Genomic DNA, 19,823 nt, shown 5'->3' on the forward strand with positions numbered 1-19,823 from the left:
ATAATGAGTTAACGACTCATTTCGTTGAGTGAAGTTAACAATTTGTTGAGGAACCTGAGCGTTTAATAATTGTATTTTTGCTTAAAGCACCCACATTGTATGAATAGATTTTTGTTTATTTTGTTGTTATCGTCATTCTGTTTTTCTCAAACATCAATAGATAATGCAGAAGCATTTATTGCTAAAAAGGAATTTGTGAAAGCACAAACCGAAATGACACTGTTTTTAAGTTCTAATCCCAACGATTTAAAAGCTATCGAACTTTTGGGTGATGCCTATGGACATCAAAAGAAATGGGATGAAGCTATAGAACAATATCAGGTTTTAAAACAAAAACGTCCTCAGAACGCCAATTATCATTATAAGTATGGTGGAGCTTTGGGTATGAAAGCGTTAAGTATAAGTAAAGTTAGAGCACTTGGCATTATTGGTGATGTTAAAGATTCGTTTCACAAGGCAGCCCAATTAGATCCAAATCATATTGATGCCCGTTGGGCTTTGGTTGAGTTGTATGTATCATTACCAGGTATTGTTGGCGGAAGTTTCTCTAAAGCTTTAAGTTATGCTGAGCAATTAGAACAACTCTCAAAAGTAGATGGTTATTTAGCAAAAGGCTATGTTTACGAGTATGATGACGAACCAGAACTCGCTGAAAAGTATTATAGACTCGCCATAAAAGAAGGTGGTTCTGTAACCTGTTATGATAAGTTGACTAATTTCTACGAAGAACAAGAGCAACCCGAAAAAGCCATAGGAAATATTGAAGAAGCTAAGGATAAACACCAACGTAATGCCATGCATTATCAAATAGGTAAAGTTAGTGCAGATTATAATATTCAATTAGATAAGGGCGAAAAATGTTTAAAAGCATATTTGTCAAATCATTCCGCTAAAGATGGAGTGCCAAAAGAATGGGCTTATTATCGTTTATCACAGATTTATAAACATAGAAATAATTCTACAGAAGCGTTAGTTTGGATTAATAAGGCGATTTCTGGTTTGCCAGATATTGATGTGTTTCATGAATTTAAAGCGACGCTATAGATTAATTTCTGTTTCCGATGCATTTCTTCATTTTTCTTAACACTTCAAATAAATAAACATTCGAACTGATGCAGGTGATTAGTTTTATAAAATTGCTTTTGATTAGTATTTATGTCAGTTCGATTGATTTTTTCTTTTGAAAATCCTATCGAGAACCTTGTTCATAAATTCTCGTTTTAAAAAACTTATAGTATTTTTACATTACTTATTTTTAGAATACAATGAACGTACATTTTATAGCAATAGGTGGTGCCGCAATGCACAATTTAGCCTTGGCACTTCACAATAAAGGATATAAGGTCACAGGAAGTGATGATGCCATTTTTGAACCTTCAAAATCGAGATTAGATGCTAAAGGATTGTTGCCTGATGCTTTTGGTTGGTATCCTGAAAAAATCACCTCTGATTTAGATGCTATTGTTTTAGGAATGCATGCGAAAGCCGATAATCCCGAATTGCTTAAAGCTCAAGAACTAGGCTTAAAAATCTACAGTTATCCTGAATTTTTATATGAACAAGCCAAAAATAAAACACGAGTTGTTATTGGTGGAAGTCATGGAAAGACAACGATCACCTCTATGATTTTACATGTGATGCATTACCACGATCGTGATGTGGATTATATGGTTGGAGCACAATTGGACGGTTTTGATGTCATGGTAAAACTTACAGAAGACAATGATTTTATCGTTTTAGAAGGTGATGAATATTTAAGTTCACCAATTGACTTACGACCAAAATTCCATTTATATAAACCTAATATTGCCTTGTTGAGTGGTATTGCTTGGGATCATATTAATGTGTTTCCAACGTATGAGAATTACGTAGAGCAGTTCAGCATTTTTGTAGATTCTATTGTCACAGGTGGAAGTATTAATTATAACGAAGAAGATCCAGAAGTAAAGCGTGTCGTGGAAGCTTCCGAAAATCAGATTCGAAAAATAGCCTACAAAACTCCAGAATACACCGTTGAAAATGGTGAAACCTTATTAGAAACTCCAGAAGGGCCAATGCCAATTGAAGTCTTTGGTGCGCACAACTTAAATAATTTAGCTGGTGCCAAATGGATTTGCCAACATATGGGCATTGATGAAGATGATTTCTATGAAGCTATTTCTACATTTAAAGGTGCGAGTAAACGTTTAGAGAAAATTGCTGAATCTAAGACAAGTGTCGCTTATAAAGATTTTGCACATTCGCCGAGTAAAGTTGAAGCGACTACCAAAGCTGTAAAAGAACAATACAGCGACCGTACTTTAGTCGCCTGTTTAGAATTACACACCTATAGCAGCCTTAATGCTGAATTCTTGAAAGAATATAAAGGTGCTTTAGATGCCGCAGATGTAGCTGTCGTTTTCTATTCTCCACATGCTGTTGAAATTAAGAAGTTAGAAGAAGTTACAGAAGCTCAAATTGCCAATGCTTTTGAGCGCGATGATTTAATCATTTACACGAATCCAGAAGATTTTAAAAATTTCTTGTTCTCTCAGAAGTTTGATAACAAGTCATTGTTGTTGATGAGTTCTGGTAATTATGGTGGTTTGGATTTTGATGAGGTGAAATCACTTTTTTAAGTTCGCTATAATACTATTCTGTTTTCAACATAAAAAGGCCATCATAGAGAAGTGGTTCTATCATGGCTTTTTATAGGGTGACTTTAGAATTTTATGATTTATTTAGTCATTATAAATTCTAATAAAGTCTCCATGCATTTCAAACTCTAATTCAATACTGTTATTTAATTCAACTTGTTGGTGATTTAGTTCTAATTCCCAATCCGTAATAAAATTAGCCGGATAGTTAGTAGCCACATAACTTAATATGGCTTCTGGTATTACAGAATCTGGAAGTTGAGTTGCACTATCAATGTCAATAATTTCAAAGTTGCTATTAAATTCTAACTCAATATCTTCAGAAAGATAAATATCATAAGATGTGGTGTTGTTTTCCGTTTCTTGTTCTGCTAATACTATCGTACTAGAATCAAAATGAGTGGCAATGTATGTTTGAATAGCTTCAGGGATTTCTGCATCGCTTAAAATAATTTTATTCGAATTATTATCGTCATCACTACTACAAGATGTAAAGAATGCGAACAATGTTACAATTGCAAGTAGTTGTAAATTTATTGTCTTTTTCATAGTTATATAGGGATTAAATTAATTTGCCGTTTTTTGTGAACATAAGATTAAGTTCCTCTGTTCTGTTTTCTAATTCTACGCTATACGTGTCAATGTCATTTTCTATGATTTTTTCTGCATCATCGATATGGTAACCTGGATACTGGTTTTTAATAGCATTAAGGACGTCGATAGGTAAATCGCGTTGAGAAATTTCTAAGGTATATCGTATAAGCTTGCCAGTATTTGTAAACCAAGCCTCATAGTCGTTATCCCAGCCTATTTCAAATTCAACATTATAGCGGTCACCTTGTAATTCCCATTCTATATCATTGGCTTTAGGAAACTCTTTTTTAAAGGTGTTTAAAATTACAGACGGCACTTTGTGCATTGAAATGTCTTGTGCGGAAATCATACACGTACTTAATAGTAACACTGCTAGTAAAGGGATTGTTTTAGTCTTCATATTTATGATTTTTAAATTAATAATAGTACAAATGTAGAAGCCAAAACTGGAAAGAATTTGGAATTTAGTCGCGGGAGGTTATATTTTTAAAATTTATTTTAAAAGAATGTTGATTTTCTGAAAAAGAGTAAGATATATCACTAGCATAAGCATTGCAAATCGTCTTACAAATTGCTAACCCTAAACCTGTGCTGTTGGTTTTAGAAGCGTCTTTTTCAAAACGATTAAAAATAAGTTTAGAGTCTAATGAATTGGTCTCTCCTTGGTTGGAAATGATAAATTCTTGTTTGGTGATTTTTATAGTTATATTACTATGTTGCTTATTGTGAAAAATAGCATTTTTAATAAGATTTGAAATTAAAATTTCGGACAAAGCATTGTTCATATTAACAGAACACTGTTTGGTTTCTATAAACTGAACTGTAATCTGCCGATATTCTGTTAATTCTTTATAATGGGTGAGGAATTCTTTTGTAATCTTATTTATAGAAACAGTTTTAACGTCTAGGAACTGTTTATTTTCAATCTTAGCCATAAGTAATAAAGAATTGTTTAGCCGTTTCATTCTGCCTGCAATAGATATGACTTTAGCAATAGATTTTGCGTCATTTTCATTGAGGTATTCAGATTCTAATAATAATTCTAATTTATTAATGATTATGGCAATCGGAGTTTGAAGTTCGTGTGATGCGTTCTCTGTGAATTGTTTTTGAGAAATATAGGCTTTTTTAGAATGACGAAACAACGCATTGGATGCTTGTTGCAGCTGAATAAATTCTTTGGTTTTTGTTGGAATCATTAAGCTGGCTTCATCTTTGTCTAAACGGAATGTGTTTAAGCGTTCTAGAATATCATAGAATGGTTTCCATAATTTGCCGAGCACAATATTATTTACTATGAGAATACTGGCAATTAAAATGAGAAATAGCCAAATTATACTCCAAAACGAATCTTCAATTAAGTCATCTTCTTCAATTAATGAAGAGATAACTTTAAGGTGATAATAGTTGTCTTGATGCTCAAAAGCAGAGTGTAAAATCCGAACAGGTTCTAAATCATTTTCATTTAGCCTATACATTAAAGTGTCTTTGTATAAATCTCTAAATACAAGAGCTTTTTGTTTTGAAATAGGGTGGATTTCAAAATTATTTCCGCTAAACTCATCTTGGAAAAATAGAGAAGGATCTGTTTTTGTTTTCTGTAAAATCAATAACTTGTTATTATCTAATCCATCATCTATACTATCTCTTATTTCATCTTTTATATTAAAATAGAAAATAACAGACCAAATGCCAATAATCACTAGAAATGTTACTGATAAATACAGTAATGAGCGGTTAAGTAGTTTCATTTTTCACTCAATTTATAACCTATACCATAGATAGTATCTACAATAATTGAAGCTTCAGCGTTGTCTAGCTTTTTACGCAAATTTTTAATTTGATAATAAATAAAATCAAAATTATCAGATTCATCGATATGGTCTCCCCAAACATATTCAGCCAAGGCAGTTTTAGTAATAAGGCGGTTTTTATTAAGCAAGAAATAATAAAGGATATCAAACTCTTTTCTGTTGAGATGAATTAAGTTACCGTTTATAGTTAGTGTTCTGTCTTGGGTATGAAGTACAATATTGCCAAGCTCTATATAGTTTTTACCATCTAAATTATTTCTTCTAATCACAGCTTTTATACGCGCTGTAAGTTCTGCAATATGAAATGGTTTAGTCAAATAATCATCCGCTCCTAGTTCTAATCCTTTAATTTTATCACTAACCGAATTTTTAGCAGATATGATGATAACACTTCCGGATTTGTTCATTTTTTTTAATTCTTGAAGCAAATTCATACCACTTCCGTTAGGCAGCATAATATCCAGTAAAATACAATCGTAATCGTAGATTGTAATTTTTTCTTGAGCAGCATAATAATCTGAAGCCACTTCAACAGTATATTGTTCTTTTAGAAGTGATGTTTTTATTATGTTTTGTAATTCTATTTCGTCTTCAATTACTAAAATCTTCATAGAGCAAAAATAAACCTGAATTTTGGAAAGACTTGGGAATTTCAGCACTTATTTTTTAGCAAGTTTAAGAAAGGTAGTTGATGCAATTGTATAAATCTAAAGACTTATGAAGTTTGTGGGATTTTTACTCAAAGCAAAAATATACACGGAATTACTGAAAATTGAGCTTGATTTATGTGAAGTTGAAAGTGTATTATTATCATTATGCAACAAAGGAGCTCTGTTTAAAAGCTCCTTTGTCATTTAGTCTATATTTTTCTTTTTCAATTCATGCTTTATTTATAAGTCACCAAAACATCAGCTACCTTTTGTAAATCCGATTCTATAATTTCTGTTGTTGGTGCTAATGGAAATAATTGTTGACCAGGTCTGCTGATAAAGGCAGCTCTCCATCCTGCCCAAACGGCACCTGCAACATCCCAACCATGTGCGGCGATTAGCATACATTCTTCTGGTTTTATATTCATTTTACGTGCTGCCCATGCATAGGCATCAGTAAAAGGTTTGAATTTTCCTATATCTTCCACGCTTAGGCGTTCATCAAAAAAGTCGGTTAAACCGGCACTTTCGAATTGCTTTTTTACACCTGCGTTAGATGAATTAGTAAAGGACACTAATTTATAACCGTCTGCTTTTAGTTGCGTTAAGGCTGCTTTTACATCTGGATGTGCTGGTAATCCTCTCAAAGAATTTACGATGACGTTTCGAGCTTCTTTTTCAGAAATTGAAATGTCATTATTTGCGGCCACCATTTGTAATGCTGCTGCGCCAATATTACCAAAGTGTTCATATTGTCCACTTGCGGTAGTTACTAATGAATACTGTAACATTGTAGTAAACCAAAGCGATAATAAATCTTCTCTACCGTTTAGCGCCTCACCAACTTGCTTTTTCATTTGGGTAAGGTCTAAAAGTGTTTCGTTAACATCAAAAAATAATACTTTAGGTCTTGTTTGCTCTGTCATAATGTTTGTGTTTTCTTTTGTATTTCCTAATACTAAATTTGGCATCAACATTCCTGTTGTTCCCATAATTCCTAAGTTTTTAATAAAATTTCTTCTGTCGTTTTTCATTATCAAGCTTTAGATTGGTTATGCTATAAGTGTTGTGTTACTAATCGTGGAATTATAGTGCTGGTTGTTCAGCAATTAATTCAGAAAGCACTTGTTTAAAGGTGTCTACAGGTTGTGCTCCTGTAACTGCGCTTTTACGATTAAATACAATTGTAGGAACTGAATTTACACCTAATTCTTTCCAATAATTCTGTTTGTTTCTGATTTCTAATCGTGCTTCTTCGTTGTCTAATTTAGTTAAAGCTTCGTCTGCATTTAAGCCCACTTCTAAAAGAGCTTCTTTTAAAATGTCTTTTTTAGACACATCTTTACGGTCACTAAAAAAAGCTTTTGTTAATTGCATTTTCAGTTGCGTTTGCTTGTTAAAACCTTTAGCATACTCTAATAAAATATGAGCATCAAAGGTGTTTACCATACGCATCTCATCAAAATAATCGAATTTAAAACCTAGTTCTTCACCAGCATCTGCCATATGTTGTTGTGATGCTTTTTGCTGATCTAATGTTGAACCGTATTTTTCTGAAATATGCTCAATAACATTTTGACCTTCTACAGGCATATTCGGATTTAATTCAAAGGGCTGCCATTCAATGTCTATTTGATCTTCTAAACCTAATTCTGAAATCGCTTTTTCGAGACGTTTGTAGCCAATGGTACACCAAGGACACACCACATCGGAAACGATATCTATTTTTAATTTCTCTTTCATATTAAAATGGTATTAATTCACTAATTTGAAGTTCGGCCTCCACATTACTGTAATTTTTTACATCAGCAGCGAAGGTTGCTGCATGAGGTCCAAAAGCTTCTTGAAAAGTAGCAACATTATCAAAACGTAAATGTGCAATAGCAACATAAGGAGCAGATTCTCCAGGAACTCTACTTGCGATACCTAAATCTAATTCTAAACCCTTTAAGGAGCTCCCAATTAATTTTGCAACCATTGGTAAGTGCTTATTTTGGTAATAATCCGTATTAAATTGCACATCTTTATGGTTAGGATACATAACTGAAACTTTTATCATAATCGTAATTTTTAAAGATTAATAAACCTTCCGAATTAACGGAAGGTTTAAAGCTATTAATCAACCTGTGGTTTGGTTTATAGGGATTACTTAGCCACATTTTCTTTAGACCATTCAAACTTTTGGAATGGAGCGTCAACAGGTGTATGTGCAATATGGTTGACATAGTTACTTATTGTTTTTTGAGATAAGCCTAAGATGATTTCTAAGACTTGCGCTTCTCCATAACCAGCAGCATAAAATGCATCAAGATCATCTTGTGTAACGTAACCACGATTTCTAACAATAGTTAATGTCATAGTACGCAACGCTTCCAATTTTGAGCTTTCTAAGGGAGTTTCGTTACGTAATGCCTCTGTAATTGCATCATCAACATTCATCATTTTTGCGATACCTGTATGTGCCGGTACACAATAATGACACGCGTGTTCTACGTTAATAGTTTGCCATACAACTGTTAATTCATCTTCGTTAAATGACGAGTCCACAAATAGTTGATGTAAAGTTTGGTACGCCTCTAATATTTTTGGTGCTCCGGCTAAAACTCCATGTAATCCTGGTATCATACCAAAAGATTTTTGAGAGTTTTCTAATAGTGATTTGCTTCCTTCTGGTGCAGATTCAATATCGTGAATTTTTAAAGTTGTCATAATTTTTCTTTTTTATTATTAATATTTTTTTTCTAAACGTCCGTTTAGTTACTAGGTAAAAAAATTCGGTTATAAATTTTTGAAGGTCATTTCAATATAATCTTCAATTTCTTCTGTTGTATTAACACGAGCTGCAGCGGCTAGGCCATGCTTTGCTAATAGTAAATAATTAGCTTGTTTCATTATGGACGCTTCATCTTTCGAAGGATCCATTTGTAGTTTTTCTATAATCAAAGCTTTTAAATTACCCATAAAGGAAGTCATTTCTTCTTTTATCAGTTGGTCTTCATTCTCTGAAAATTCGTTGTAAGTATTAGTAACCAAACATCCTTTTTGATTTCCCAATTTAAAATTGGAACTGATAGTGTCGTAAAAAAACTGTTTAATGTCTTCAACTCCATTCGTACCGTTTTTAAATTTTAATAGCGTCGTACTGACTTTCGTTTTATAGTGTTTTAAACTTTTAAGAAACAAACCATGCTTATTACCAAAACTAGAATATATCGAGAACTTATTAATACCCATTTCTTTTTCGAGCATTTGCATAGAGGTCGCTTCATAACCATTTTTCCAAAAAAGGTTCATGGCTTTTTCTACGACGTCATCTTCGTTATATTGCTTTTTTCTTGCCATTATTTCTAACTACAGGACAAAACTAAACAATCGTTTAGTAATGAGAAAATATTTAACGTTTTATTAGAACTTGAGAACCTTATTTTAAAAGATTATCTTATTGGTAAAGTTTGGATGTCAGCTAAATATAGAGTGTTGTAGCGTTCGTTTTATGTACTACTCATTCTCAATTTTGTCAATCATTTCTCTGAATAGATTTAAGAGAAACGTTAATTTGCCGGCGTCACCAGCAGCTCTAAACCGTTGGTTTTGAATTTTTACACCATACCAATCTTGTTTTCCGTTTTCGTTAAGAATCCATTTGATATCGAGATTAGCAATAGATGTTTTTGAAATATCAATTTCAACGTCCCAACCTAACGGACTGTCGATAGTGGTAATTTGAATAGCATCACCTTTTTCCCATTCGCCATCGGCATTCTCTGCAAGCCAATCTTGTATCCATTCTAAAATTTCCATTGTGTTATAAGGTATTGAATTTGATTATTTGTTATTACGTCAGTTCGATAGTACGACCGTCAGTTCGAGTGATTTTTCTTTTTAGAAAAACCGTATCGAGAACCTTTTAATTATGAATGGTTCTCGATACATTTATTTATTTGTCGTTGCACTTCAAAAACGAAACACGCGAACTCACGCGCTAGGGAAGGTTTGGTGATTCCTAAATCTCAGAAACAAATTCCAAAAACACCGCTTTATGCTTTTCCAAATCCATATCTGGAGATAAGGACACACGTGCAATATAATCTTTGTCTCCTTCTTTGGTGGTGCCTTGTGTTGAGGTTGCCGGAATCGTCCAATAACAGCCTTTTAACTGTCCGTAACTCACGCAGTACTTGCTTTCATTAGGAATCTCAGTAATCATTAAATTAATTAATCGATGATTCAATGCTCTTTTGTACGTTTCTTTTTCTTCAGGTGTATTGCCTTTTGTTGGAAGATCTAATGAAAACACCGAAGGTGTAAATCCTTGAGCAGCTAATTCTTCAGATACAAAATTGATTTTCGCTTCTGGTAAAGTATCATGAATAAAATTCACAAACTCACGTGTGTTTTTATACGCCTCCGCAATACGCTGATTCATGGATGGCAATTGCTTAGCCAATATCTCATATTGAAGCGCAGTCGCCTCATTATCGCAAAGCGTCAAATGCAATGCTATTTTTTCCATTAAGGCATCTACTTTCGCATTTCCTACAATATAACCCGCTGTACATTTTCCTCCACTCGGGAATTTAGAACCACTAGCATAAGAAATCGTACGCATTGTAGATAGTATTTCACCTTCCCCTAAAAAGTGCACATTTGGACAAAACGTTTGGTCTAATATAAACACAGGTTCAATCGCGCTGTCTCCAGAAGCTGTTTTACGTTCTTCACTCAAAGCGTCTTTTAATTTTTGTAAATCCGGAACTTCAACACGTGGATTGGTTGGGATTTCTGCAATAATATACGGAATCGCGTCCTCGTGTGCAATTTTATCTAAAACGGTATGGATACTTTGCACCATATCATTATCACCATCTACAGGTAAATCTACCACTTCCACATTATCTAAACAGGCAGCCACACGTCTGGCTTGGTCATTGGTGCCTCCATAACAATTTGGTGGTACCACAAATTTAATCGCTTTGCCTTTATGGTGTTCTAAGGCATAGTCTACCAAGCCCATCATAATAGCATACTGAACCGATAATCCACTAGAACCGACTAACGGCTGAGACGTTGTGCCATTGATCTCCTTAATAGAGTTTAAAACGCTTGCTTTATTGGCTTCAAAATGATTGTCTAAATTAGTAATTGCAGTATGTGCTGTTAAGGCTTTTAAAGCGACTAAACAATTCGATGGAGTCATCGCAATCGTTTCGCGACGTCTCACATGCTGAATATCTGAAATATAATGATCGTTGTGACTGCCATTCACGACGAGTACGCTTCCAAGGTGTCCATGAAGATTGATATAAAAATCAATATTTACATTGTCCTCAAGATGTGAAATGTCCTCTTGCTGCGAGATAAAGACAGTACTGCCTTTAAACTCTAAAATAGCATCTGCACTATCCACTTTTATGACATCGAAATGATAGCCATAAACCTCCTTGATGATCTCAGCATCGAAAAATTCTGGAAGGTCGCCAGTATATACAATTTGGGTCTTTTTGTTTTCTAATAAATTTGTTCTTAAAATAGACAACACAGGCACCGTTTGTGACGAAAAACTAATCACGTTGTCTGCTTTAATGTCATTTAAATTCGCAATTCCCCATTCTAGAATACAAGATAACGGATGCCCTAAACGAATATAATCGTAAGCGGTTGGTAATTCGCTTAATGCCGAAGGATCTGAATTATTGTTTTTATATAGGTTCTCAAACGCATCTAAAAACTGTGTTTTAGCTAATTTCTCGTTGTAAATATCTAAACGATGCGTGGTTAGACCTAACCAGTCTGTTGGCATGTTGCTTAGAACGTCTTTTATGTAATTAAGGGTTTTATTGTTTTGCATGATTATCAATTTTCAATATGCAAAAATATGGATTAATTGGATGGATGAAGAAGGTTTAACATGACGTTTTGATATGGTGCGTTAAACCCATATTTTAATAAGTTTGATAATTATGGTGTTTAGGAATTAATGACTCTTTTTTATCTTCATATAAGTGCCGATTTCTGTCTTTTATTTAACTTGTTAGGATCTATTAATTGTATTTATTTATAAGACACTTTCTCTCAATAAATATCCATGTATTGAACCTCTCTCAATCATAAAGTCAAGTATTGGAATAACTTTGTTTTTTAATCTTATTTCTTTCTTGATTTTTTGTTTGTTAATAAAAATAAACTTTCTCATAAATCGCTCTAAATAAATTAAGGTATGCGATTCTAAGTCTTCAAGTTTTAGTAGGCTATTTTTTGATGCAATATTGTAAATCCAATCAATACCTTCTGTTTTAAAATGGCTTCCAATTGAATTTAATACTCTAGATATTGAATATAGGACAGAAGGGATATGACCTATATCGTTTGCTACTTTATTATAAAGCAATAAACTGTCACTTTTTAAACTATGCCATTCTTCTATTCCGTTAGTCCATGAACGCCATGCCAATAAGTAGTTTATTATTACTTCTTTTAAATGGTAATTACGAGGGTTTCCGCATATTGTTATGATTTTAGGATAAAGACTATTCCAAACATGCCAAAACTGCTCATATCTTTTTAGTTTATCTTCTGCGAAGATGAATTCACCTACAAAAGAAGCTGCTTCTTCCGTGGCTTCAAAATAATCAATAATTGGTTTAAGATATATATTTATGTCTTTTGTTTCTCTTAATAAAATAAAGGATGTTAGTTTTTTGAAAATATTATTCCGTAATACATAGATATTAGTGTCATCTCCAAATTCTCTATCATAGTCTCTTCTGTCCATCAATAAACGAGAAGCTAACATTGGTAATGTTTTAGTGATAATCTGTAAATGAATACTGTCTTCTGTATTGGAAGGGATTAATTGATATATAATTTCTAAATCATGTATGTCTAATAGGTCGATATCTACAATATCAAAAGATAATTTTGAAAAGGTAAAATCAGTAGTTTTTTTGTTAAACTCTTCTAATATTGAACTTTTAGGTATTCCTCTTCTATATCCTATTCCTTTTCTTTTTTCAGATTCTATATTTTTATAAATGGGTATAAATTTTATATAACCCAAAAATATTGATTGAGCTACTTTTGGGTTTTCTTCCCATAATTTCGATTTATGTATAGATTCAATCACATAATCACATATTCTTTTGTAATTACCGATAGATGATTTATCAAACAATGCCATGAGCATAATTGAAAGATAATCTTCTTTTTTATCTGGGAATTCTTGAATTAATTTAGGTATGGCATGAAAAGAAGCTTCAACGCCATCACTTATTTGATAGGTGTAATCATCAGAAAACAATCTAGATATAGATGACAAAATAATGTTTTTGCAAAAATCTTTATCCTCTTTTGATACTATTTTAGTATGTTCAATTATTAACTTCGAACAAACAAAAGATGGAATATCACTATCTAGACGCATTATCCTTTTACCTAATTTAAGCTCTTCAATAAGCTGTTTAGTTTCAATTAGAGCCTGAAGTGGATTGTTGTCATATTTTTCATATTTATTTTCTCCTGTATTATGTATAAAATTAGCCCATAATTTTAGAGGTGTATATTTGAATTCTTCATTAATTTGGCTAATGGTATCTTCACTATTCTTCCTGATTTTTTCCGGTAATTCCTTAGGTGTAAATTCTACTAAATAATTATTGTTTTCTTGTTCAGTAATTTTAGATTTAAGATTTCTTCTATCCATTCTAGATAAAACAAGAATGTTATGATCGTCTGAACTAGAACCTTTTGAATATATCAGTTTATGAGCATCAATTATACTATAAATTTTATTTATAAAATTTGTGTTTTCTTCTGATGTAAATCCTTTTACCCCATTAAATTGGTACATAAGGCATAAGCTTTCTAAACTCATTTTTCGATGTTCGTATTCTGAAGATTTTATTCTTTCATCTGTGTAAAGTGCGTCTTTAAGTTTATCTAATCCATATCCTATAGAAATCGTTGATTTTACATGAAATTCAGATGAATATCTACTTAAATCTAGTCTAAAGAGTTCTATAGTTTTAAATAAAATTATTGATGTTTCATGAAATTTGTCTGGATACGCTAATGTTATACTACAAATTATAGAAGTTAAAGAAGCTGATTTTGATTCTGTAAGAATTCTTAAAATAAGAGGTCTTAATTCTTTAGGCTCTAAAACTTCAGCAAATTCTAAAAGAGTTTTTTCAAGGGCCATATGGATACACTGCAATATACTTGGACCTGATAGACCTCTATACAAATCCCATAATGTTCCGTTTACATATTGTTCAATGAAATTTCCATCTACATCTAATTTAATTTTTATTAAATCACTATCTCCGTATGAAGATTTTTTATAATTTTCTAATGTTTTATTTGTAAAACGAATTATGAAATCTAGTGTTTCCCAGAAGTTACTTTGAAGTAACCAGTATATTGGTGTTTGATTTGCACTTGCTGGAAAATAATCAAAGCTATGATGTTGAGCTATTAAACCATATTTGTTTTCAATACTATCTCTATCATATCCAAAATCATCGAGTTTTTTCTCTCGTTTTTGCCAAAATATATTGCATAAATCAATAACTGATAAGGGAAGTGCTTTTATTACTTCCTTTGCTAAGTAAGGTTTCACTAAAATTTTTAAGCATAGACCATGATAAGGATCATTATGATTTAACCACTTATTTTTTTTAACTTTATCGAAAGTTTCTTTTAATTCTAACTTTATTTCGTTTGCGGCATTAAAAACTACTTTTAATATTTTTTCTTCTGCTTTGTCATGGATAAGAAATTTTTGCTCGCTTTCGGTTCTCTGAATAACACTTAATGCAAGTAAACCTGAGTATTTTGTAGTTTCACCATATTTATTATAATTACACCAATCAGTCAAAAGAGGTAAAACTAGGTTTAGATTGCCATCAAAAAAATCAGTTTTATATTTATAAATAAACCCAATCACTTCTTGCCAACCTTTACCTTTAGGCTTTATAATATCAATACTGTCAAATGCAGAAATATCTGTACAAGCTATCCTTAAAAGGAATAGTACTCTTTTTAAGATTTTGAATTCCTCGGCAATAATCTCATTTTCAAAAAACTTAAAGAACGACTCTGAATAATCCGAAAGCAATACAGAAATTAATAACTCATCTTTCCAAAATTGAACAATTGAACTATCACTAAAAGCTTCCTTGATAAAACCTTCAATTTCTTGACTGTTATCAGACAATTGATTGGATAACCATAATCTGAATGCCCTTCGTATTGGCAAAGAATTTCCTAAATCAACAAAAAAATCTTTAATATCTGAGTAGTTGGCATATTTACGAAATACAATTTTATCTAAAGTCCATTCTTCGTATATGTCATGGGTAATGAAAAAACCATTATGTATATCATCATATCCAATTATTTCATCTTGTTTTAATTGAAATAAAGCAGCTTGAGGTAAATCTTCAGCATTTATATAAAAGTGACCTGTCTCACATCTTTTTTCTGCAATATGAATTAAACATCTTTCTCTTTCAATGTGTAAGTTGTCTTTTTGAATAAGATTGTTTTGAATTCTTTTTTTCCAGAGTAAATCAATGAAGGATTTAAGGTTACCTTTTTTATCAATATTTGAATAAAATTGGGCATAATCACTTAGATAAAATAGGTTTCTAAGTCTTTCAATAAATTTATGGTTTTCAGGTAATGAGAAATCAAAATCTTCTGAAATTGATTTTAGTTCATCAATACTTATTAAAGGAATGTCATGAACAATGAATGATAATTTATAATTTTCTTTAATATGAAATGTTAAATCATTAAGGTAAGAATAACGAGTAGTAAATATTATATTCCACCCAGCCTCCTTAAGCTTTTGCATTAAAGTATTTAGAATATCGCTATTAGTGACTTCCGCTAGTTTTTCAGCAGAATCAATTGCGAATATTTTAGTAGGTTCGTTTTGATAAGCTTTAATAAACTGCGAAAAAGAATAATTGTTGTCGAATTTGAATAATTCATTGATATGATTAACATTCAATTCTGTGGCCTTAAAAATGCAGATAGGAATTTTCTTGTTTTGAAGACTATAAAACTCTTTAAAAAGAGCAGTTTTCCCACAACCTCCTTCACCGGAAATAATAATATTTTCTTTCTTATTTGAAGCTTTTATGATTTCTTCAATAATCTTACTTCTGTCAATCTTTATTTTTTTATTACCGAAAGGTATTTCTGTTTGAATTGCTTGTAAAATATTTTTATTATGATTTTTAATTTCATCAATTAATTTTCCCTCATTCGGTTCGAGGCTAAAAAAATCTTCGTAGATGTATTTATTTTCAGGTAACGCTAGTTGAAGTTCAAAATGGCTTGGTACACGCCAGACTATTTCTAATTTTTGCTTTTTAGCTTCAGACTCAATATCTATATGATATTTTGATTTTTTTTGTCTTTTTTTTGTGCTTTCTGAGAACTCTTGGTTTAAATAGAATAGAATCTTATTCAATTTAGGGTTTTCTCTTTTAGCTTTCTTAATTGACGCAATTATTTCTGATTTCTTACCCGAAAGTGGAACTGTGTAATATTTAGCCTGAAATCCAAAATACTGTCCATCCTTTTCTAGAGGTTCTGTTTCTATTCCAGTTTGATTTTTATAGCGGAATAATCCAATTCTATTTCCCATTTCAGCACAGAAAAGCAGATAGGACATTTGTTCAAATGCCCAATCTTCTCGTTTATCATATTTTAAACAGAAAATATTCCAATTCATATTTCAACTAACTTATATTTATTCATTGGCTGCCAGTATAATTATATAAATCGATTTCAATAATTATATATAATAACGTAAACGAATTTCGCTCAAATTTTTCAGAAAGTCAAACCATACGACAGTTAATGTAAGATTTTAATAAACAGAGGTTTAAATCCTATTCCCAAGAACCAAAGACCTTCTCCCACACCAAAACAACCTTACGTCTAATTTTAGCAGAATTCGATACCACAAAAGCAAAACCCATAGTAGTAACCAAAGCAATAAAAGCAAGTGCGCCAAGTGCACCTCCATAACCATCAAAGACGTGGCTTTTCGTAATGTAAATCCCAGTAAATAGCGTTCCTGCTATGGCAAGTAAGGTGTAACTTTTTAAGGTTTTAGCAGAGACCATCCCAATAAACGAGGTGCCAACAAATACAATAGGTAGGTGTTCGGTTAAATAGCCATTAAGTAGGTTCGGGAAGGCGTAAAAAAATAATCCTACAATAAGCGATAGCAATGCAGAGGCTTTTACAGCGCCAAAGCGCAAGTGTTCGCTAACAAAGTGGGTGAGTGTGGCGCCTAAAATTCCGGTGATGATGAGGATGAATGTATTCATACTAATAACGCATACATTAGAGTTGCTGTGATGACACCTGCAAATGCCATGGTGCCTAATTTTCCGCCAACACCAAGAAATAAGTTTTTAGACATCATAAAAAACAGACCTGCAAGTGTGCCTGCAGCAATTGCAAAACCAAGGGAAGGACTGGTTTCTACACTAGACATACCAACAAAAGCACCACAATAAATGCTTGCTGGCAGTTGTTTTAAGTAATTCGATTTTTTATTTAAAGACGGTATAAATGCCGCTAATGTTCCAACAATACCCATGGCTAAAATGCTGCCTAAGCCACCAGGAACATTTAAGAGGTAACACAACACGGCTCCGATAGGCACCCAAATAACGACGGATATTTTTTCGTAGGCGTAATCTTCGTGGTGTAAATCTAAGTAGCGATAGCCAAAAACGATGGTAAGTATAATAACAAGTGCGGCTATAATTATGGCTGCGTTGGTTTCGTAATGCGCGTTTACAATCATGGTTAAAAAGGTAACCTGTGTAAATAAAACAGTAGCGACCATTAAAAATCGAATGGCTTTATGTTTTCTCATTAAGAATTTTTAGAGGTTTTACCTTTGGCTGGGTGTAATCACTCAGTTTTAGATTTTACAAAGGTCTAAGAAAATTTTTAAGCGACAAATTGTAGCGTGTGAATTTAGAACAGCTTATCCATTTAGATCCAGATGATCATCATCTAAACCTTAGTTTCAAATTAAAAACGAACCAATTTCCATTTTTGCACAGTTATTTAGAAAACGCGTCACTACATTTTGAGAGATTAGTTTGAATTTTGCAGTATGAAACACATCTCAAAGTTCGGAATTTTCACATTGCTATTGGTGAGCAGTTTAACCATCATGGTTGGGACTGTTATCGCTCCGTCATTATCAAGCATCGTTGCACATAACGATTTAGGCTTTTCGCCCAGTTGGTTAATTACGCTGCCTTCCTTAGGTGTCGTGCTTTTTGCTCCTTTAATTGGTCGTTTGTTACATAAACTTGGAACGCTAAAATTACTAAGTTTAGGTCTTGTGCCTTATGCTGTTTTGGGTGTAGTCGGAGCCTTTATATCCAATGATGTGCTTTTAATTTTAGACCGGATTTTATTAGGAGCCGCAACGGTTGCTATTCAGGTGTCGGTGACGGCTTATATTGCGGAATTTTTTGTTGGTGAAGATCGAATGAAAATGATTGCCTATCAAGGTATGTCCATAGAATTAGGTGGAGTTGTCTTTTTGGCTATTGGTGGTATTTTGGGTGAATTGCATTGGCAATTTCCATTTTATATTTATTTAGTCGCTTTATTATGTTTGTTATTAGTGGCAAAAACCTTACCTAAACCAGAGAAGAAGGAGACGACGGAAGCTGAGTCAATTTCTGACAATGACAAAAGCAAAACCAAGGTAAGACTCATTTTTATAGCATCGCTATTTGCCATGATGTTGTTTTTTGTAGGATTTGTAACCTTGCCACTATACTTACCTGAAACCTTTGGCTTCAGTGAATCTCAAACCGGATATTTAATGGCGTTTATATCTTTGATTGCGATTATAACCGCGAGTCAGATGCCAAAAATGGTGAAGCTTTTGGGTGATGGGAAAACCGTTGCTCTCGGATTTCTATTTTTTATGTTGGGTTATTTGGTGTTGGCAATTACAGCGAGTTTACCGTTCTTGGTCCTCACAGCGATTTTTATAGGTATTGGTTTTGGATTTACCATTCCGTTGTTAAACCACATGATGCTCGAAGCAAGTACACCACAAAACCAAGGAAAAAATTTAGGTTTGTTTTCTATGGCTGTTTTTGGTGGTCAGTTTTTATCCACGTTTATTGAGTTTATTTCTAAAAATCATATGGCTATTTATGCGATTGCGTCGGGTTTAGCTTTAGTGATAGGAGCTGTACTTTATATTCGTTTTCAAAAGTTGACTAAGAATGAACTTGACTAAATTCTTCTTACTTTTGAGGGAGACCTTAACAGACGATGCACAAAACAGATTGGAAACATAAATTTCAAATCGGTAATAATTTTGAAACTATTGAAGGAATACTGTCTGGTAATTCCATGGGCATTTGTTTTGAATTTAAGCAAGATGCTAGTTTATGTATTCATTTTAAACCTTTGAATGAAGCGTTTAAAGTCGATATCCATAAGCTTGAAAACACGACCTTATTAAATTTTGAACGCGATCTTATTGATGAAGACGATATTGAGTATGCTTTGGATATTATGACGTTGTTTAATAAATTTCCACAATGTGTTGTTACGAACACGTCAGAAATTGAGCAACTAAAAAAAGTCATTCATTTACTTGAAGACGAGTACCAAAGTGATGCAGCATCGTATATTATGCTCAAAACGTTACTGAAGGTTTTGATGTTGCATCTTATCCGTTATCAAAACGATGGATTTTTAGAACAAGATTTAAATCAGAAGCGTGTCTTTCAGTTTTTAGAATTAATGGAAACACATTTTCTAAACGAAACGAATAGCAGCTTTTATGCGGAAACTATAGGTGTGAGTTCAAAACGTTTGAATCAAATTTTAAAAGAAAAACTCAATTTAACAGCGAAGCAGATTATTCAACAACGCCAGATTACCGAAGCCAAAAGACGACTTGTTAGAAGCGAAATTTCTCCAAAAGAATTGGCTTTTGAGCTTGGTTTTGATTCCCATAGTAGCTTTTCACGGTTTTTTAAAAAGAATGTCGGAGTGAGTCCTTCAACATTTAAGAAACATCACTAATTTTTGGTGTTTAGTGTCGTTCTATTTGT

At 32.7% G+C, this 19,823-nt stretch carries 18 protein-coding genes; 4 read left to right on the forward strand and 14 right to left on the reverse strand.

Annotated features, from left to right (window positions below):
• Nucleotides 1-99 precede the first annotated feature (99 nt).
• Both HM986_RS14530 and HM986_RS14535 read left to right on the forward strand, forming a co-directional pair.
• A complete protein-coding gene (locus HM986_RS14530) occupies nt 100-1,044 on the forward strand; it encodes a tetratricopeptide repeat protein (RefSeq protein WP_179335817.1) in 945 nt (314 codons plus the stop codon).
• Nucleotides 1,045-1,265: 221 nt separating this feature from the next.
• On the forward strand, nt 1,266-2,618 hold the full coding sequence (locus HM986_RS14535) for a UDP-N-acetylmuramate--L-alanine ligase (protein WP_179335818.1): 1,353 nt from the start codon (nt 1,266-1,268) through the stop codon (nt 2,616-2,618).
• 102 nt (nt 2,619-2,720) lie between these two features.
• Here HM986_RS14535 and HM986_RS14540 read toward each other — a convergent pair whose 3' ends face one another.
• From HM986_RS14540 to HM986_RS14605, 14 genes are all read right to left on the reverse strand, one after another.
• On the reverse strand, nt 2,721-3,185 hold the full coding sequence (locus HM986_RS14540) for a PepSY-like domain-containing protein (protein ID WP_179335819.1): 465 nt from the start codon (nt 3,183-3,185) through the stop codon (nt 2,721-2,723).
• Between the two features lie 13 nt (nt 3,186-3,198).
• Complete coding sequence (locus HM986_RS14545) at nt 3,199-3,630, reverse strand: PepSY-like domain-containing protein (RefSeq protein ID WP_179335820.1); 432 nt, start codon at nt 3,628-3,630, stop codon at nt 3,199-3,201.
• 64 nt (nt 3,631-3,694) lie between these two features.
• Entirely contained in the window at nt 3,695-4,981 is a 1,287-nt protein-coding gene (locus HM986_RS14550; RefSeq protein ID WP_179335821.1) for a sensor histidine kinase, read from the reverse strand.
• Nucleotides 4,978-5,655 carry a response regulator transcription factor gene (locus HM986_RS14555; protein ID WP_179335822.1) on the reverse strand — a complete coding sequence of 226 codons (678 nt, stop codon included), beginning with the start codon at nt 5,653-5,655 and terminating at the stop codon, nt 4,978-4,980. Before HM986_RS14555 ends, HM986_RS14550 begins: the two co-directional genes overlap by 4 nt.
• Nucleotides 5,656-5,930: 275 nt before the next feature.
• On the reverse strand, nt 5,931-6,728 hold the full coding sequence (locus HM986_RS14560) for a haloacid dehalogenase type II (protein WP_179335823.1): 798 nt from the start codon (nt 6,726-6,728) through the stop codon (nt 5,931-5,933).
• A 52-nt stretch (nt 6,729-6,780) separates the two neighbouring features.
• The gene (locus tag HM986_RS14565) at nt 6,781-7,437 is read right to left on the reverse strand and encodes a DsbA family oxidoreductase (protein WP_179335824.1); all 657 of its coding nucleotides are present in this window, start codon (nt 7,435-7,437) and stop codon (nt 6,781-6,783) included.
• A gap of 1 nt (nt 7,438) precedes the next feature.
• On the reverse strand, nt 7,439-7,753 hold the full coding sequence (locus HM986_RS14570) for an EthD family reductase (RefSeq protein ID WP_179335825.1): 315 nt from the start codon (nt 7,751-7,753) through the stop codon (nt 7,439-7,441).
• A gap of 86 nt (nt 7,754-7,839) precedes the next feature.
• Nucleotides 7,840-8,403, reverse strand: coding sequence for a carboxymuconolactone decarboxylase family protein (locus HM986_RS14575; protein ID WP_179335826.1), 564 nt, complete (start codon nt 8,401-8,403; stop codon nt 7,840-7,842).
• Between the two features lie 69 nt (nt 8,404-8,472).
• Entirely contained in the window at nt 8,473-9,036 is a 564-nt protein-coding gene (locus tag HM986_RS14580; RefSeq protein ID WP_179335827.1) for a TetR/AcrR family transcriptional regulator, read from the reverse strand.
• Nucleotides 9,037-9,192: 156 nt separating this feature from the next.
• Entirely contained in the window at nt 9,193-9,495 is a 303-nt protein-coding gene (locus tag HM986_RS14585; protein WP_179319246.1) for an immunity 53 family protein, read from the reverse strand.
• A gap of 202 nt (nt 9,496-9,697) precedes the next feature.
• The gene (locus tag HM986_RS14590) at nt 9,698-11,542 is read right to left on the reverse strand and encodes a PLP-dependent aminotransferase family protein (RefSeq protein WP_179335828.1); all 1,845 of its coding nucleotides are present in this window, start codon (nt 11,540-11,542) and stop codon (nt 9,698-9,700) included.
• 207 nt (nt 11,543-11,749) lie between these two features.
• Nucleotides 11,750-16,438: an AVAST type 4 anti-phage nuclease Avs4 gene (avs4, locus tag HM986_RS14595; protein WP_179335829.1), complete on the reverse strand. Its 4,689-nt coding sequence runs from the start codon at nt 16,436-16,438 to the stop codon at nt 11,750-11,752.
• A 160-nt stretch (nt 16,439-16,598) separates the two neighbouring features.
• A complete protein-coding gene (locus HM986_RS14600) occupies nt 16,599-17,042 on the reverse strand; it encodes a hypothetical protein (protein ID WP_179335830.1) in 444 nt (147 codons plus the stop codon).
• Nucleotides 17,039-17,599, reverse strand: coding sequence for a hypothetical protein (locus HM986_RS14605; protein WP_179335831.1), 561 nt, complete (start codon nt 17,597-17,599; stop codon nt 17,039-17,041). Before HM986_RS14605 ends, HM986_RS14600 begins: the two co-directional genes overlap by 4 nt.
• A gap of 246 nt (nt 17,600-17,845) precedes the next feature.
• On the opposite strand from HM986_RS14605, the gene HM986_RS14610 reads away from it, so the two are divergent.
• Together HM986_RS14610 and HM986_RS14615 are read left to right on the forward strand one after the other, a co-directional pair.
• Nucleotides 17,846-18,997, forward strand: a complete 1,152-nt coding sequence (locus HM986_RS14610) for an MFS transporter (RefSeq protein WP_179335832.1) — start codon at nt 17,846-17,848, stop codon at nt 18,995-18,997.
• A 35-nt stretch (nt 18,998-19,032) separates the two neighbouring features.
• Entirely contained in the window at nt 19,033-19,794 is a 762-nt protein-coding gene (locus HM986_RS14615) for a helix-turn-helix domain-containing protein (RefSeq protein WP_179335833.1), read from the forward strand.
• Nucleotides 19,795-19,823 lie beyond the last annotated feature (29 nt).

Source organism: Winogradskyella costae, assembly GCF_013403865.1.
Lineage (GTDB): Bacteria > Bacteroidota > Bacteroidia > Flavobacteriales > Flavobacteriaceae > Winogradskyella > Winogradskyella costae.

Excerpts from the sequence above, each read along its gene's own strand:
- HM986_RS14530 (WP_179335817.1), top strand. The coding sequence starts at position 100 with ATGAATAGATTTTTGTTTATTTTGTTGTTATCGTCATTCTGTTTTTCT.
- HM986_RS14535 (WP_179335818.1), top strand. The coding sequence starts at position 1,266 with ATGAACGTACATTTTATAGCAATAGGTGGTGCCGCAATGCACAATTTA.
- HM986_RS14540 (WP_179335819.1), bottom strand. The coding sequence starts at position 3,185 with ATGAAAAAGACAATAAATTTACAACTACTTGCAATTGTAACATTGTTC.
- HM986_RS14545 (WP_179335820.1), bottom strand. The coding sequence starts at position 3,630 with ATGAAGACTAAAACAATCCCTTTACTAGCAGTGTTACTATTAAGTACG.
- HM986_RS14550 (WP_179335821.1), bottom strand. The coding sequence starts at position 4,981 with ATGAAACTACTTAACCGCTCATTACTGTATTTATCAGTAACATTTCTA.
- HM986_RS14555 (WP_179335822.1), bottom strand. The coding sequence starts at position 5,655 with ATGAAGATTTTAGTAATTGAAGACGAAATAGAATTACAAAACATAATA.
- HM986_RS14560 (WP_179335823.1), bottom strand. The coding sequence starts at position 6,728 with ATGAAAAACGACAGAAGAAATTTTATTAAAAACTTAGGAATTATGGGA.
- HM986_RS14565 (WP_179335824.1), bottom strand. The coding sequence starts at position 7,437 with ATGAAAGAGAAATTAAAAATAGATATCGTTTCCGATGTGGTGTGTCCT.
- HM986_RS14570 (WP_179335825.1), bottom strand. The coding sequence starts at position 7,753 with ATGATAAAAGTTTCAGTTATGTATCCTAACCATAAAGATGTGCAATTT.
- HM986_RS14575 (WP_179335826.1), bottom strand. The coding sequence starts at position 8,403 with ATGACAACTTTAAAAATTCACGATATTGAATCTGCACCAGAAGGAAGC.
- HM986_RS14580 (WP_179335827.1), bottom strand. The coding sequence starts at position 9,036 with ATGGCAAGAAAAAAGCAATATAACGAAGATGACGTCGTAGAAAAAGCC.
- HM986_RS14585 (WP_179319246.1), bottom strand. The coding sequence starts at position 9,495 with ATGGAAATTTTAGAATGGATACAAGATTGGCTTGCAGAGAATGCCGAT.
- HM986_RS14590 (WP_179335828.1), bottom strand. The coding sequence starts at position 11,542 with ATGCAAAACAATAAAACCCTTAATTACATAAAAGACGTTCTAAGCAAC.
- avs4 (WP_179335829.1), bottom strand. The coding sequence starts at position 16,438 with ATGAATTGGAATATTTTCTGTTTAAAATATGATAAACGAGAAGATTGG.
- HM986_RS14600 (WP_179335830.1), bottom strand. The coding sequence starts at position 17,042 with ATGAATACATTCATCCTCATCATCACCGGAATTTTAGGCGCCACACTC.
- HM986_RS14605 (WP_179335831.1), bottom strand. The coding sequence starts at position 17,599 with ATGAGAAAACATAAAGCCATTCGATTTTTAATGGTCGCTACTGTTTTA.
- HM986_RS14610 (WP_179335832.1), top strand. The coding sequence starts at position 17,846 with ATGAAACACATCTCAAAGTTCGGAATTTTCACATTGCTATTGGTGAGC.
- HM986_RS14615 (WP_179335833.1), top strand. The coding sequence starts at position 19,033 with ATGCACAAAACAGATTGGAAACATAAATTTCAAATCGGTAATAATTTT.